Source organism: Mycoplana azooxidifex (assembly GCF_014196765.1).
Classification (GTDB): Bacteria; Pseudomonadota; Alphaproteobacteria; order Rhizobiales; family Rhizobiaceae; genus Mycoplana; species Mycoplana azooxidifex.
This window is the reverse complement of the sequence record NZ_JACIEE010000005.1, coordinates 172,898-186,050: the sequence shown is the minus strand read 5'-3', so window position 1 is coordinate 186,050 and position 13,153 is coordinate 172,898. Positions and strand designations below refer to the sequence as shown.

23 protein-coding genes, 1 tRNA gene and 1 pseudogene are annotated in these 13,153 nt (G+C 59.1%); 12 read left to right on the top strand and 13 right to left on the bottom strand.

The annotated features are described in order from the left end of the window. The first annotated feature begins 312 nt into the window (after window positions 1-312). Entirely contained in the window at window positions 313-537 is a 225-nt protein-coding gene (locus GGQ64_RS12830; RefSeq protein ID WP_183804773.1) for a hypothetical protein, read from the top strand. 399 nt (window positions 538-936) lie between these two features. Here the strand turns inward: GGQ64_RS12830 and GGQ64_RS12825 are convergent, their stop codons facing one another. From GGQ64_RS12825 to GGQ64_RS12790, 9 genes and pseudogenes are all read right to left on the bottom strand, one after another. Then, window positions 937-1,296: a hypothetical protein gene (locus GGQ64_RS12825; RefSeq protein ID WP_183804771.1), complete on the bottom strand. Its 360-nt coding sequence runs from the start codon at window positions 1,294-1,296 to the stop codon at window positions 937-939. A 377-nt stretch (window positions 1,297-1,673) separates the two neighbouring features. After that, the gene (locus GGQ64_RS12820; RefSeq protein ID WP_183804769.1) at window positions 1,674-2,699 is read right to left on the bottom strand and encodes a tyrosine-type recombinase/integrase; all 1,026 of its coding nucleotides are present in this window, start codon (window positions 2,697-2,699) and stop codon (window positions 1,674-1,676) included. A gap of 14 nt (window positions 2,700-2,713) precedes the next feature. Then, window positions 2,714-2,851, bottom strand: a pseudogene (locus tag GGQ64_RS28295) (excisionase family DNA-binding protein); the annotation flags it as partial. After that, window positions 2,851-3,168, bottom strand: coding sequence for a hypothetical protein (locus GGQ64_RS12815; protein ID WP_183804767.1), 318 nt, complete (start codon window positions 3,166-3,168; stop codon window positions 2,851-2,853). The pseudogene GGQ64_RS28295 and the gene GGQ64_RS12815, both read right to left, overlap by 1 nt. Beyond that, window positions 3,162-3,524 (bottom strand): hypothetical protein, encoded by a 363-nt coding sequence (locus GGQ64_RS12810; protein WP_183804766.1) that lies wholly within the window; start codon window positions 3,522-3,524, stop codon window positions 3,162-3,164. Before GGQ64_RS12810 ends, GGQ64_RS12815 begins: the two co-directional genes overlap by 7 nt. A 17-nt stretch (window positions 3,525-3,541) precedes the next feature. Further along, the gene (locus GGQ64_RS12805) at window positions 3,542-3,937 is read right to left on the bottom strand and encodes a hypothetical protein (protein WP_183804764.1); all 396 of its coding nucleotides are present in this window, start codon (window positions 3,935-3,937) and stop codon (window positions 3,542-3,544) included. After that, window positions 3,934-4,278 (bottom strand): hypothetical protein, encoded by a 345-nt coding sequence (locus tag GGQ64_RS12800; protein WP_183804762.1) that lies wholly within the window; start codon window positions 4,276-4,278, stop codon window positions 3,934-3,936. The genes GGQ64_RS12805 and GGQ64_RS12800 overlap by 4 nt, the downstream gene beginning before the upstream one ends. Window positions 4,279-4,351: 73 nt before the next feature. Then, complete coding sequence (locus tag GGQ64_RS12795) at window positions 4,352-5,047, bottom strand: hypothetical protein (RefSeq protein ID WP_183804760.1); 696 nt, start codon at window positions 5,045-5,047, stop codon at window positions 4,352-4,354. Between the two features lie 79 nt (window positions 5,048-5,126). Beyond that, window positions 5,127-5,768: a helix-turn-helix domain-containing protein gene (locus GGQ64_RS12790; RefSeq protein ID WP_183804758.1), complete on the bottom strand. Its 642-nt coding sequence runs from the start codon at window positions 5,766-5,768 to the stop codon at window positions 5,127-5,129. Between the two features lie 334 nt (window positions 5,769-6,102). On the opposite strand from GGQ64_RS12790, the gene GGQ64_RS12785 reads away from it, so the two are divergent. From GGQ64_RS12785 to GGQ64_RS12765, 5 genes are all read left to right on the top strand, one after another. Then, complete coding sequence (locus GGQ64_RS12785; RefSeq protein WP_183804756.1) at window positions 6,103-6,336, top strand: hypothetical protein; 234 nt, start codon at window positions 6,103-6,105, stop codon at window positions 6,334-6,336. Then, window positions 6,333-6,617, top strand: coding sequence for a hypothetical protein (locus GGQ64_RS12780; protein ID WP_183804754.1), 285 nt, complete (start codon window positions 6,333-6,335; stop codon window positions 6,615-6,617). Before GGQ64_RS12785 ends, GGQ64_RS12780 begins: the two co-directional genes overlap by 4 nt. Window positions 6,618-6,689: 72 nt before the next feature. Beyond that, entirely contained in the window at window positions 6,690-7,376 is a 687-nt protein-coding gene (locus GGQ64_RS12775; RefSeq protein WP_183804752.1) for a P-loop NTPase family protein, read from the top strand. Continuing rightward, window positions 7,373-7,639 (top strand): hypothetical protein, encoded by a 267-nt coding sequence (locus GGQ64_RS12770; protein WP_183804750.1) that lies wholly within the window; start codon window positions 7,373-7,375, stop codon window positions 7,637-7,639. Before GGQ64_RS12775 ends, GGQ64_RS12770 begins: the two co-directional genes overlap by 4 nt. Further along, window positions 7,636-7,875 carry a hypothetical protein gene (locus GGQ64_RS12765; protein ID WP_183804748.1) on the top strand — a complete coding sequence of 80 codons (240 nt, stop codon included), beginning with the start codon at window positions 7,636-7,638 and terminating at the stop codon, window positions 7,873-7,875. The genes GGQ64_RS12770 and GGQ64_RS12765 overlap by 4 nt, the downstream gene beginning before the upstream one ends. A 38-nt stretch (window positions 7,876-7,913) precedes the next feature. Here the strand turns inward: GGQ64_RS12765 and GGQ64_RS12760 are convergent, their stop codons facing one another. Continuing rightward, window positions 7,914-8,162 carry a DUF982 domain-containing protein gene (locus tag GGQ64_RS12760; protein ID WP_183804746.1) on the bottom strand — a complete coding sequence of 83 codons (249 nt, stop codon included), beginning with the start codon at window positions 8,160-8,162 and terminating at the stop codon, window positions 7,914-7,916. Between the two features lie 143 nt (window positions 8,163-8,305). Further along, entirely contained in the window at window positions 8,306-8,572 is a 267-nt protein-coding gene (locus GGQ64_RS12755; RefSeq protein WP_183804744.1) for a DUF982 domain-containing protein, read from the bottom strand. Window positions 8,573-8,700: 128 nt separating this feature from the next. Between GGQ64_RS12755 and GGQ64_RS12750 the strand changes: the two genes are divergently transcribed. Beyond that, window positions 8,701-8,910: a hypothetical protein gene (locus GGQ64_RS12750; protein ID WP_183804742.1), complete on the top strand. Its 210-nt coding sequence runs from the start codon at window positions 8,701-8,703 to the stop codon at window positions 8,908-8,910. Further along, window positions 8,907-9,308 (top strand): hypothetical protein, encoded by a 402-nt coding sequence (locus GGQ64_RS12745; protein WP_183804740.1) that lies wholly within the window; start codon window positions 8,907-8,909, stop codon window positions 9,306-9,308. The genes GGQ64_RS12750 and GGQ64_RS12745 overlap by 4 nt, the downstream gene beginning before the upstream one ends. 826 nt (window positions 9,309-10,134) lie before the next feature. Here the strand turns inward: GGQ64_RS12745 and GGQ64_RS12740 are convergent. Beyond that, window positions 10,135-10,287 carry an exopeptide gene (locus tag GGQ64_RS12740; RefSeq protein WP_183804738.1) on the bottom strand — a complete coding sequence of 51 codons (153 nt, stop codon included), beginning with the start codon at window positions 10,285-10,287 and terminating at the stop codon, window positions 10,135-10,137. Window positions 10,288-11,295: 1,008 nt separating this feature from the next. Here GGQ64_RS12740 and GGQ64_RS12735 point away from each other — a divergent pair. Then, window positions 11,296-11,369 (top strand) — tRNA-OTHER (locus GGQ64_RS12735). Between the two features lie 299 nt (window positions 11,370-11,668). After that, complete coding sequence (locus tag GGQ64_RS12730) at window positions 11,669-11,902, top strand: hypothetical protein (RefSeq protein ID WP_183804736.1); 234 nt, start codon at window positions 11,669-11,671, stop codon at window positions 11,900-11,902. 252 nt (window positions 11,903-12,154) lie between these two features. Here the strand turns inward: GGQ64_RS12730 and GGQ64_RS12725 are convergent, their stop codons facing one another. Then, window positions 12,155-12,331, bottom strand: coding sequence for a hypothetical protein (locus tag GGQ64_RS12725; RefSeq protein WP_183804734.1), 177 nt, complete (start codon window positions 12,329-12,331; stop codon window positions 12,155-12,157). Window positions 12,332-12,477: 146 nt separating this feature from the next. Between GGQ64_RS12725 and GGQ64_RS12720 the strand changes: the two genes are divergently transcribed. Both GGQ64_RS12720 and GGQ64_RS12715 read left to right on the top strand, forming a co-directional pair. After that, window positions 12,478-12,810 carry an HNH endonuclease gene (locus GGQ64_RS12720; RefSeq protein WP_183804732.1) on the top strand — a complete coding sequence of 111 codons (333 nt, stop codon included), beginning with the start codon at window positions 12,478-12,480 and terminating at the stop codon, window positions 12,808-12,810. 17 nt (window positions 12,811-12,827) lie between these two features. Further along, window positions 12,828-13,058, top strand: coding sequence for a hypothetical protein (locus GGQ64_RS12715; protein ID WP_183804730.1), 231 nt, complete (start codon window positions 12,828-12,830; stop codon window positions 13,056-13,058). Window positions 13,059-13,153 lie beyond the last annotated feature (95 nt).

Below are 13,153 nucleotides of genomic sequence, written 5' to 3'. Positions count from 1 at the left end.
GCGCAAGAGCCGTAGCGGTGGGCGCGCCCACTGTGCGGCGGTAGCCTGAGCGCCAATGTATTGTTTTAATACGATAATTTTGGATAGATAGTGGTTCCTGACGGCGGTTTGATCGCCTGCGTTCAGGACGCGCGAGACCACGGCGGCGCGGGGGCGCTGCCACGCAGATCGGCTTGCAGGGTGAAACGTTCTAAGCCCGTGATTTATTCTTGTGAAGTTCCCACATTTTTGTGGAATTGTGTGTGTGGTTGTGTTTATATATTCACAATTACAAAGACTAGCCACAACAGTCACGCTTCAAAGGGGAATTCCATGGCCCGAACGCCGGAGGAATGGGGGGCGCTGCTTGGCAGTACCCTAGCGAAGATGCAGGCAAGTGACCCGCGGTTCATGCTTCCGGCGATGTCTCCGGATTGCTCGCGCATCATCACCGAAACCATTGCAGTCATCGTTGCCGAAGCCCGCCTGCAGGGGCGTGACGACGCCCTTGTCGGCCTGCAAGGTCCGATCGTTGCACGGAGCCGCCTCCACGCCTGAGGCGGATGTCGTCCGGCTACCCCGCGACCCGGTCGTCGAGGCAAAGCAGGCTTGGCCCAGGGCCAGGATCGGGGATCCTGCAACGGCGCCTCGGACATCAGTACGAAATCTGCTCATCCGTCTCATGGCGCTCGACGCAACTGATCGGTATTGCGCCCGTTGCATCGACGCCATGCAGCCGATCCCATAGGCCTTTCGCCGGTGGCGGGATCGCCCATCCCCACCTTTGCGCCTGAATGCAAGCCGAAGATCGTGTCCTGCGTATCGGATCAGGCTTGCATGGCGTGAGGGCGTTGCGTGAAATGTTTTCGCGCGGCGCCCTCGGCCATTGCCGGAGCCTGCCTTCGGTCGAGTTTGCCTCCGGTGGCTTACCCCGGGACTTGCTCCGAAGCTGGCCGCCTACCCGCGGCGCTCCGTTGGCTGCGCGGTCAGGCGTCCGCGTGAGCGGGTGCGGTTCGCGCTTGCCAGCCTCTCTCGCGCCTCTTTCAGTTCACCTGGCGCGAACAGCGGCTGGAATTCGCTTCGCAGCATCGTCGCCTCCATGGAGATCTCGGTCTTGCCGAGATCGATCAGGCGCTCGAGGCCGGTGGTGCCGGGCTTGAAGACGAGTTCCTTCGCCGCGGCCACGCCGCAGTTGAGGATGACGTAGCGCCGGAACAGCACCGGCCGGAAGCCGAGCTTGGCGCAGGCGGCGTAGAGCGACAGCATGGCCAGGTGAAACTGCTCCTGCGGATGGTTGCTTCGCGCGCCAGGCTTCAAGGTGTCGTCTCCCGCTGTGCGTTGCCGTGTTCTTCGAGAGGGCTGCAGGGAGATCTGCCCCCCGCATTCGTCCGTCCGGATAGTCCACTTCGGCGTTTCCCGCAATCGGATCGGACCGTGATTGCGTGGATGGAGAAGAATGCAAAAGGCCTTCCGGTTTCCCGAAAGGCCCTGCCTGAATTCGAATGGTGGGCGTGACAGGGATTGAACCTGTGACCCCTACGATGTCAAAGAGTGGCCCGCCAATGAAACCTCGGAATAGCCTGGAAATGGGCGCTTCGTAAAGTGCGTCTTCGGCGCTGATTCACCCTGCGTTCCGTTTTCGAGGTTCAAGTGAACCTGCGGGCACTACGTATAGGGCCGATGTTCACCGTTCGTTAGCCCCGCCGCGCTTTGCCGTTTTGGGAGGGTGCTACGTATAGTCCGAGGTTCAGTGCGTCGGCGGCTTTTCTCAAGTGGTCGGGCGAATACCGGGCGTAGACCCTCCTCGTGATCTCGGCGCTGCTGTGTCCGAGGTACTGGCTGATCTCCTCCATCGGCACGCCGGCCTCGGCCATCCATACCGCCGCCGTGTGCCGGAAGACGTGCGCCGACACGTCCTTGATCTTCGCTTCCCGCGCCGCCGTCGCAATGCCTCGCTTGAGGCTCTTCACAGGCTCTCCGCCCCATTCCACCACGTAGTCAGTAAGGGCACCCGCCTGGGCATCCCTTAGCGCCGTGAGCAGGGTAGAATTGATCGGCACGATCGCGCGCCCTTTCCTCTTCACTTTGTCGTCAGGATCACGCAGGTGGATAAGCTTGCGGTCGAAATCGACGCGATCCCATTTCAGTTCGAGGATTGCTGTCACGCGAGCCGCGGTGCCGAGCATCAAATGAATGGCAGTGCGTAGGTGAGGGGTTTTTGCGCTTGCCAGGATGCGTTGTGCCTCTTCTCTCGTGAGGTATCGGTCCTTCGGATCGGGCTTCGCCGGGCGCTCGATCTGCGGCGCCTTGTCGATCAGCCGGTTCTTCTCCGCCCAGACCAGCACCGTGCGAAGGTGCCCGAGCTCGGTGTGAATGGTGCCGTCGCTTATCCCCGACTGGTGCCGTGCGATCGTATGCGCCCGGCAATCTTCCTTCGTGATGCTTTCCCCGTCTCTGGCACCGAAGCGCTCCTTGAGCGCCTTCCATGTGTATTCCATGGTGACCAGAACGGCTTTCCCGGCCTTGTCTTGAATGTAGGCCGTCCAGAGATCCTGGACGGTCCTGCCGGTGGGGCGTGTCAGCTCTGCGAAAAGGGCCGGCGCAATGAGGTAAGCTTGGCGCGGATCATCGGTGCCGAGTGAATGACGCTGACGTTTTCCGTCGCGCTCGAAGGTGAGGGCGAGTTTTCCCCGGAGACGGGTGATTCTCCATTCTGACATTCGAACTTCTCCACATCGCTCGCGCGGATTCGGACCAGCTTGCCGCCGAGCCGGAAGCATCCGAGCTTTCCTTCATTGATCAGATTTCGGATATGACGTTCCGAGCAATCCCACCGCTTGGCGAGGGTCGCCGGCGTGAAGATAGTCTCCATCACTGGTTCTCCCCGCTGTTCACAATGTTATCCACAGCCTCACCCAGCAACGAGCACAGGAAGATCGTCAGGACGTGCTCGCCACCGTTGGTCGTGCAATTCGTGAGGCTGTCGAAGATGCTCTCGTCCGCGAGGGCGAGCCGGGTCTTTGCCTGCACGTCGTCGAGCGTGAGGCAGGGAGCACGCAGAACATCGAGTTCTGCGGCTTCCTTTGCATCGTACAGAGGATCAGTCTCGGCATCGAGGAGCGAGAGGTCGCAAGCCTTGCGGAAGGCTGCGTCGGCTGCTTTGTATTCGGCGATAAGGGCGGTCAGCATTCGCTGCCCTCCTCAGCCGAGAGGCGGTTGCGTCCTTCCTTGTGAAGTCGCAACGCAAAGTCAGCCATTTCGAGAAGGTTCAGCTCGTTGTCCCTGGCCGCGACCTGGATACGGATCTGGGCACGGTGCTGCCACTCTTCTTCGTCGCATTGGTCCGACGTCGCCGCGGCGATCAACCGCTCGACCTCGCGGTTCAGGATACCCTGCAAATCCTCCAGATATTCCCCGGCGGCATTGTACTGGCGGGAGTTCTTGCCTGCGCATCGTGGTTGCTCGCGGATACCGGATATGCCGTTGATGGCAAGTTGGAGCGCGTCGAGGGCCGCCTGCCATCCGTAGCTGGAGATGCCGGCCATGTTGATCTGGTCGGGCCTCATGCTTTGCATTGGCGTGCCTCCCAGTCCGCAAAGGCCGTCGTGCTGGTTACATCGTCAGGGAGAAGCGGCGCACCATCATCGATATGGACCTTCGCGACCGTGCCGGCCCGCCCCTTGCTCGGATGGCCGACGATGAGAATGAAGCCGTTCTCGTGGTCGATGGTGGCACGGTAGGCCCGGGTCTCATCCTTGCCGTCCATGGCTTCGACGAGCTTGGCGGTGTGATAGGCAATGACGTCGCTGGCGTCGGCCGTATCAAGCCAGTGCTGCAGATCGAAGGGCTTTTCAGTCGGCTGTGCCGCGACGGCTACGACCGCCGTTGGCGGGACGGAGACAGCGGCAAGGAGGCCGAGGGATTGGCGACGGGTGAAATTGAAGGCACGCCCGGTCATTCTGCGGCCCTCCCGTGGTATGCCGCAGAAAATGCCTTCTCCAGGCGCGTGGTGCGCTTGATGACGTCGTGCCAGGTGAACCAGAGCATAGACATGGTCTTCTCGGGAATGTCGTAACGGACAGTCCCAGACCCGTTTTCATTCTGGTTCGTCAGGTTGTCGAGCAAGTCACCCATGATCTGGGCCATGCTGGCAAGATCGAAGATCTCGTTTTCCAGGTCGCGGAGCGCTTCAAGAGCCTTCGCGTCCTTCCGTTTCATTGCGACGGTCTCGACGACTGCCGCGGCGGCTTCCCCGATTGAAACTGCGGGCGCAGTTGTGCTATTGGACTGCTTGTCCATTTTTGACATCCCTTGTTGATGTGGATCTCGCAGCGACGGGCGGGTTTGGCGACACGGCCCGTCTGCTGCCCGTTTAGTTCAGTGCGCTGTCGTGGTCCTTGAAGCCGAGATCGGCATCACCCAGATCAAGATAGACGGCGCCGTCTGCAAAGCAGCGCGCAACGATGCCCTTGCGGACCTCGACATCCGTATCGAACAGGTGCGCGAGTTCCTGCGCGGCGGCTATATTTTCAAAGGTGATGTCGTTGCCGAAGGTAAAGGACAGATGGTCCTTCTGCGTATGCAGTCCCGCGCTGTTCATTACTTTGAAATAGACATTGCCCATTCGCTCCACGAGCGCATCGGCTACATCGCTTCCAAAATAAGGGACATCTTCTGCCGGGTCGGCGATGCGGTATGCCTCTTGCTCCAGGCAAATCGACATGGCGTCTGAGACGCGGATCGCGGTGTTCTGGCCGTAGCTAACTCGTCCGCGGGGTTCATCGTATCTATTGCATTCCAGAAGTCCGCAACGGATCAGACGCGATGTGATGCCCATGATCACACCTTGGATCTGCTCGTCTGGTTCTAGATTGCATCCGCCGAACGTGCCCGCCCGGATCTCGGCCTCTACATTGGTCGCGACGACGTCGTACGGCACAAAGTTTCGGCCGGCAGCATGGACCAGTATCGCTGCGACGGTCTGCGCGTTGCGAGTGATCGGGCTTAATTTTCGGGGCGTGCCCTCAGGCCTGCCAGGCGTCAATTTCTCGGGCGTGGAAATTTCCATTTATCTCTCCATCGGTTCAGATGAAGGGATATAGCCATATCTGCTATGCGAAAGTCAAATTATAATTTAGCCTTAATGGCTATGGTTCATCAGGACTGCCGAGAAGCCATAACGGAACATAGCCGCTCAAAAACAGGACTAAGTCGTCTTGTTGGATTTCAAATCGTTCACCATTCATCCGGCGGAACGCTGGTTTCCCTTCCCGATCAAGACCTTGAAAGGAGGTAAGGACCAGGCCGTCACGCGGGGTGGGGCGGGCGATGCTGAGGCGGCCCGTCATCATCTCGGGCAAAGGGCCACCGTACAGGTATGGCTCGAACACCACTACATCTCCGGCACACAGAAATGGCTCAAACGCACGCGTTGCGACAATGTAGGCAAGATGCCCGGCATCAAGATTTATGGGGCTATAGGTCGAAAATGCAATGACATCGTGGGCTTCAAACTTCTTGAGGGAGCCATCGTCGACAATTCTGGCCTCTACTTCAAATGTTCGCTTAACGGGTGGAGCCCATAGTTCGGATGGCGGGACGCCCAGAGCTTCGGCTAGCCGTTCGATCCAGGTGAACGTGAGTTGCATGACCCCGCGCTCCAGCTTGCTCACGGTGATCCAATGAATGCCGAGTTTGTCTGCCAAGGCCTGTTGAGTCAGTCCTTTGCTTTTTCGAACTTGGGAAAGGCGGTTTGATTGAGGATTTTTCATATAGCCACTATGGCTCAACGCCGTTACCAAATATATAACCGAATTGGCTAAGGGTGGGGTTGACTAGGATATAGCTGTTATGGCTATATTTCGGAATGGCAAATCAATCCTTAACCCCAAAGCGCTGGCGACAGCTTCGAAAGCTGACGATGGCAGGCGCGGCGACGATGTTTGGCATCTCCGGAAAGAACGCTGCGAGAACCTGGCAGAGATATGAAACCGGCGAGCGTGTCCCGCCTATCGACCTCCTGTTGCGGATGGAAATGATTAGCGAAGGCCAGGTGACGACTGCGTCTTGGGCTCAGGTGCGGCAGGTCTACGTTGGCAAGCGATCCGAGGGAGCGGTTGCCTGATGTCGGCGCCGGAGCGACTATCCTGTGCCGACATGGCCGAGGATATCCGCAGGATGGCGGCATCCAAGGCTGACTGGCTGGAAACATTCTCGAACGGGCCGAAAAAGCGGCCCGATTACGAAATCCAAACTCAACGAAAACATCTGGGCGTGTTGCAGCAGGCGGCTGAAGACTATCAGCGCGCCGCCGAGCGACCGGATGCACCGGAGATACGCATGAGGCCCGATCGATGATCAAGGTCATTCCACTGCGCGACGGCACATTCCTCTTTCCTGTTCATCTGACACGATCTGGTTGCGCCTTCGACCAGTCCGCTGGGAATGTGGTGAGGTTGCCCATGACGGCGCTCGGCCGACATTTTTTGCTCAGGGCGCTGCGGTTCGGCGACAAGCTCGAATGGTACGGCGCCGAGTATGACTGGGACAAGGAAGCGAAAAGCATCAGCGATGCTCATCGCTGGTGTGATCGACAGGAAAGAAGGCAGCAGAAGTCACGCGAGGACGATCGCCAATGAACATCGATTATGTCCCAGACTTCCAACACTGCCTGTTGCCCTAACCACGGCAAGTCCCGATGGCTTTCGCAGGTGATCGTTCAGACCGCCCGTATGCGGGAGGAGAAGTGGGCAATCTTCTCGCCAGAGACAGGCTTTGCAAACCAGGTTGCGGATCTCTGCGAAATCTGGGCGGGTAATCCTTTTTACGACGGGCCGACAATCCGAATGAGTGCGGGCGACGTCGAGGACGCAATGCTGTGGCTTCGCGAGCGCGTCTTCCTCCTCGGAACGATCGAGCACACGCCGTCGATCGACTGGCTTCTGGAGCGCGCGAGGGCGGCGGTCATCAGATACGGCGTGAGAAACGTGGTGTTTGATCCTTACAACGAGATCGAAGCATCGCGACCGGACAAGATGACGGAAACCGAGTTTGTCTCGCAGCTCATCTCGAAGTGCAAGCGGTTCGGGAAGCTTCACGACTGCACCGTCTGGATGGTCATCCACCCTACAAAGCTGAAGGCGACGGAAGACGGCAAGGACCCAGTGCCGAGCCTGTACGACCTGGCCGGCAGTGCACATTGGCGCAACAAAGCCGATGCCGGGATCGTGGTCTACCGCGACTACGAGAGGGGGCAAACCTTCGTCATCGCCAAGAAGATTCGCCGCCAACCGATTTGCGGAATGGTCGGGTCCGTCCGCTTCGAATTCGTCGGCGTGGATCGGCGCTTTGTAGCAATCCCAGACAGCTATCAGCCGCTTGGAAAGGAAGACATATGACCAGAGACGAACACGGTCTAGACGACAACCGTTTGCTCGCCGGAGAGGTAGAATTGTGGCGCAACGATCAGTGGAGAGTGACGAATTTCGTGCTGGAGGAGGTTCCAGGTGCAACCGGCTACTGGATAGCCGCACGCGATGTTCATCACGAGATGTGGCCTGCTCATATGTCGACAAAACAGTGGGTCGATCACTCAAGTTTCATTGAAGCGTTGCACCAGGCGCGTGAGTTGCACCCTCGTCAGGGCGAGGTGGCGGCATGACGGATTCTGATTACGCCAATTTTTGCAACCTCGCTTACGGCTTCCGCAAGGCTGCGGAAGACTTCTGCGCGAAGCTTGGCGACGAGGAAGCACGACAACTCGGCGAGTTGGTCCGGATGGAGATGTGGGCATCACCCGGCGCCGGCGATGCTGGGGACGCATGCAGCTTCCTCGCGGCTATTCTGGCTGGGGAAACCGCTGAAAGGGACGCACAGCGAGAGAGGGGCGGGATATGAACGTGCGGCAGATAGGAGCACGCCTTTGGGGCTGTGTGCTAACCTTCGACAGGTATGCGCGCTTCCTTGGCGGCCTTCATGAAGGCGACGCGGGCTTTATCGACCGAGCGCTTTCCTTCGAGCACTTTGATGCAGACCTTTTTGGCTTTGACCAACTTCTTTCCGCTCGCCAGAGGCCATTGGTTCATCAAGATCAACGCGGCCTCAGCCGTGCTATTCACTATGCGCCACTCCTGCGAGCTGGCAGCTTCAAAACAGATCGGCTTGTTCCAAAACTTCGGGTCCATCTTCCGGTCCTCGGACTAGTGCTTGGCAACTCGGGCTTCCTCGGCGGTAAGTCGCCCTCCAATCGCAGCATTGCAAGCGTTTTTTGCCTGGATGCGCGGGAACTGGGCCCTAAGCAAGGGGCAGCAGCATGAAGCATTACGTGTCAATGTATCGGAACGGCGATGTCGGCTTCCATGGCCGCCGCCATGAACGCAACTCGGGCGCTCTCGTCGTCAGTTCTCCCATCCATCGCTGCCGAGCAAAGCCGAACAGCATTCAAGAACTCGATCCCGTCGTCGTAGGGCCACAGGTTCGAAAGGCACTCGGCAGCCTCCCGCGTGTTGTCGATCTGGAGCACTGCTGTTTCTTCCTCAAACTCAATCTCAACGAAGACGGCTCTCAGCCATTTTCCGGTTTTGTGTGTGGTCATGAACTCGACCTCCGCGTCCAACAACCACCCAACTCGCAACATGTTCCGATGACTGACACGATCGGCAGGCAGAACGCGGCTGCCGCAAACTTGACGACGCCCCCACTTGCATTTGTGAAGGGGGCAGCGTGACCATCGCCGAACGACAGGCCCGCGAGGCCCACGACCGCGAAAACCCGTGGCGCCCGATGAAGGACGTCAAGGCGGACGGCACGATCTGCGAATTGCTGTTCAACGACATGGCCGGCGACTTCATCACCGAGGGGCTGCAGTACTTCCTCGACGCGGATGGCAGTTGGTACCGGATCGACCCGCCGTCACGGGTTTGGATTACGTGATCGTGAATCTGCCGAGCCTTGATTTCGAAAAGGTACGGTCCGTAGACGGTGTCATGTGCTTCCTGCAGTCGAGCCGGGAGAGTGGCCCGCTGCGCTTCTCTGAAGCGGACATGCGCATGCTTCTGTTGGAGGAGTTCGACGAAACGCAGAGGTTCCAGTTTGGCATGGCGCAGCACGCCGAGGCCGAGCGCCTGTCCAGGCGCGACGCTCTGCACGGGCAGTTGCGCCGGTTCATCCCACGAAAAGGCAGGGCAGTTCGGTTCAATGTTCGCGAGCAGGCGCAGAAGGCAATCCAGTCCCTCCCGGATGGCCTGAAGCAGCGAGTATTGGGGATTATCAAGGAGTTGGACACCCTGGAGAGTTGCGAGGGGCTTGCGCCAGTCGACGCAGTCGCATAGAATCTCGCGTATAGGTGATTTGTGGTTGTCCAGTGCGGACCTCATCAGAGGGAATACTCGCCGGGCCACGCGGAGGTTTCACCACTCCGCTCCCATGAAGAACAATGCCATAATTCCTAAGATCATTCTTCGGGCAGCATGCAGGCATCGGGCTTCGCCGGCACGGCGGTATTACCCGCGAACAGGTCGTGGCTGCCACCACCAACGTGTTCCTGCCCCCAAAACCGCATCCCGGTTAGGACACGCGGCCGCGGCTTTGATCCGAAATCATTGGATGGGCGGAAGTCCTTGGATTGCATAGCGGTGCAGGCGTGATGGTGAGATCGCGGGAGCTCGGTTCATCGCCCTCGCGATATCTGTCGCCTTGACCTGAGAGAGATTGCAGATAGGCACAATCGACCGTGTTGCGGGCATACCCGACAGAGTGTCGAACACGCTCCATGTTCCGTTGGGGTCCAGTCGGGGCTCAAAGCCGTTCTTTGTTGCCAAGCCGCTCATGCTGCCCTCAGAAAGCGTCCAAGGACCTCACTCGAGCGGCAGAACAAGGGGCCCTGCAAGGGACGGAGATTGGCGGTCAAGTAGTTAGCTCGCTTGAGCATACTTTGAATGATCCAGATGTCACAAATCCGGAAATCGACATGCTTCGTGGAAGACATTGCGTCCTCCTTTCGCGCCGGGGCCAGGGTACCTAGCCCTCAAGCAGCAGCGCCCTGAAAAAGACTGCCGACAAATCACAGTGCGCGCAGCACATCGGAATAGCAAGGAACCATTTCGTGGGCGGCAAAGCGGAAAGCGATACGCTGCCAGCGCGAGAGGCGGCATAGCGCTAAAGCGGCTGGTCCTGAACATCTGGCGGCGGTATCAGCGATGCATCGTCCGGCGGCACAACTGGTTCCCGGGTGTTCATGAGCCCTACACTCAGCACCATGGCGGCTAAGGCGCATAAAAGGATCACGAAGGAGAGGCCGGACTTGTCCATGGATCATCCTAGCGTCGTCTCAGTAACCGCCGGAACCGCCGGAGCCGCCTGAACTGTCGCCGCCGGAATCGCCTCGACTGGTATCATTGGCTGGTGATTGAGAAGTGTCTGTCCGCTCAGATTGACAGCCCAATAGAGCCAAGACTGTCAGCGTCACAACGAATAAGAAGCGCCTGGTCACGGCATCCTCCACTCTTGCGGTTCTAGTGCGGAAATTTTCATTCCAATTGCCTCTGGTGGCAAGGGTTTTGAGTGAATGGGATGCTGATGTTCCACCGATCCGAGACAAGTGAAGCCGTGGATGTGACGGAGCGCCGGCTTGGCCCACCAATCATAGGTCGGGAGCAGCGCCGCGCCCGCGAGGCGGCATAAGACAACGGTACGGGTTGATTGTGACGGCCGACTCCTCCATGCCTCACTCATGGACAATAACTACCGCGATGTTGTCATCGGTGTTGCTGCTGCACTACTGCTGATCGGGTTTCTGCTGCTTGTAGGGCGCATGCTGCACTAGCCATCGCCGGCTCACCCAATTGGGTTAAGCCATTGGGATAGTTGGTTCGTGAATCGATCGTGAGTCGTTCCGCATATTCCGGAGCGCTAAACTCAGGTTCACCGTGCGTTCGTCGGCTGTTCACCCCATGCACGAGTGGTCAGTATTAAGGCGGCACCGGTCGCCTTTCACAGTTCGGGAGCAGCGCGTCGGATAGAAGCGGAAGCTGGGAAGCCAGTGACCGGCGCGTAATGCCCAGCCTCCCGGAAGCGAGGGTTGGCAAGTGCGCCATGGCCCGTTGATCCCACAAACGAGGACTGCACTCATCCTGCAGACTTCGGAGGGTAGGGTCTGACAGCCGGGGAGCATCCCGGCCCCTCGCACATCATCCCGCAAGGGAACAGGACGGCGCGATGCTGCGCAGCGGACGAACCTCATCAGCAATCGTTGAGGACCCCGCGTCGAAAGCCGGGAGTTGCGCCCCGGCCGTCCTGGAAGTCTCAGAGGGCAAACAGGCTCCCGTAGCTCAGCCGGATAGAGCGCTTGGCTAATCCTGAGAGGTCGCGGAGTTCGAATCCCGTCGGGAGCCTGCCTCTGGGGCATGAGCCTGTAGGCAGGCGAGGATCGAACCACTTCCATTTTGGAAGCAGTTGCCACCATCATCAGCGCTCCTGCCGGTCTTCGCGAGGCGATCACCCTCAAAGCCCTGAGAAACCAGCGTTTTGACCTGGCCGGCTGGCCGTTTAGCGATCACCCCGGCCTAGAGCCGCATAGCCCTGCCTTAACCGGCGGGGCTTTTTCGTTGGAGAGAGCGATGAAGATCGGCAAAGGCTCCGGCTGGGCGATCAGAAGCAGTCAATCTCCCAACCTACCGAAGCAGGAGATCCCATGCGCCAGAGTCTCGAAGAAGAAGCTATTGAACGCGCCATCGATGACTGCGCCTTCGCCAAGATCGTGAGCACCGCTCATGGCACCGCCATCCTGATCGGATATGAGGTGGTCGAAATCTGCGGCGGCAGGGCAGACTTCTGGGCAGAGGTCCTTACGAGGTCTCTGCGGAGACACCCCAAGGATAGCAGCATCGTATCTGGTCTGGCGGAAGGTCAGACTTGCCGTACATGACCCGCCTCGCTCTCCTCGCTGCCCTCATATCCTCCCAAGCCTTGGCAGCAGTAGAACAGGTGAAGCCGGAAATACGCATCCAGCCAAAGAAGACGATCGAGGCCCAGCCAGACGCCGGCGCCTGCAGCAAGGTCGTCATCGTGCCTTGGGTACTGCTTGGCCCGGATGGCGAGGTTATCGACCTCGCGTCGTGGTGCGCCGGGAGTGCAAATGAAAACCGCCTACCTCCGCCACCGATGGCACCGAGACAAACTATTGAGGCTGGGCCAGTTCTGCCAGCCTTCTCTGCTCGACCACAATCATGTTCATGATGTCGTTCGGCTCTTCAACTACGAGGACGGTGTGTCCCTTCTCCCCGAAAGATTCCATGTAAATGTTCGTGTAGGGATCGTCAGGATTCCATTTTCTGAACTCGGTCGCCACGGCCATGTTCACAAAAATGCTGCGCCCCTCTTTGTCGTGTAGTTCAAGCTACATTCCATCCTCCCAAGGTTGACCATGCCAGTCCTGAAGCGGGCGGCATGCAAACAGATCAGCAGAAGCGGAGGAGTGCCGCAAGATGTATCAGGCGTTCCATGGCACGTAACACCTACTACCGATCCCCCCACTGGCGAGCGCTGAAGAAAGCGACACACGAGCGGGATGGATGGCGCTGCATCGTACCGGGCTGCCAGACACCGACACACCGTCTCACCTGCGACCACATCAAGCGTCGGCCGAACGTGGACGGCCCGACAGCCTATGACGTGATGAGCAACACCCGCACGCTCTGTGGCAATCACGACGCCCTCGTAAAGGAGACGGCGACGGGGAAGCGCAGGCAGGACGGCAAGCTGATCGTCAAGGGTGCCCGATCGGACGGGACGCCACTCGACCCCAATCACCCATGGCACCGAGCAGGGTCTTAGCGCAGGAGGGAATGGCGATGAGGTCAACAGTAGACGTGGACGTTGAATGCCTCCCTCAGATTTGCGCGGCATTCGAGATGGTCGGGATCAGGGTTATAGGATCGGAGGCATGCGGCGAAGCAGTCCGCCTCATCGTCGAGGGTGACATCATACCTGACGCGCCGCTGGTCACGGTCACCATCGACCGAGTGATCGGCACGACGGCAGCCACCATCACGGCGAGGGCAACTCCCGTAGACCCCGCATGAGCCCTCAGGGAGGGGGAGGGTCGCCTTCAAAGGCGGTCAGGGGGCCTGACCATCCGGGGCCATCGTTTGCAGTGAGACCAATTTCAGACCAAAAA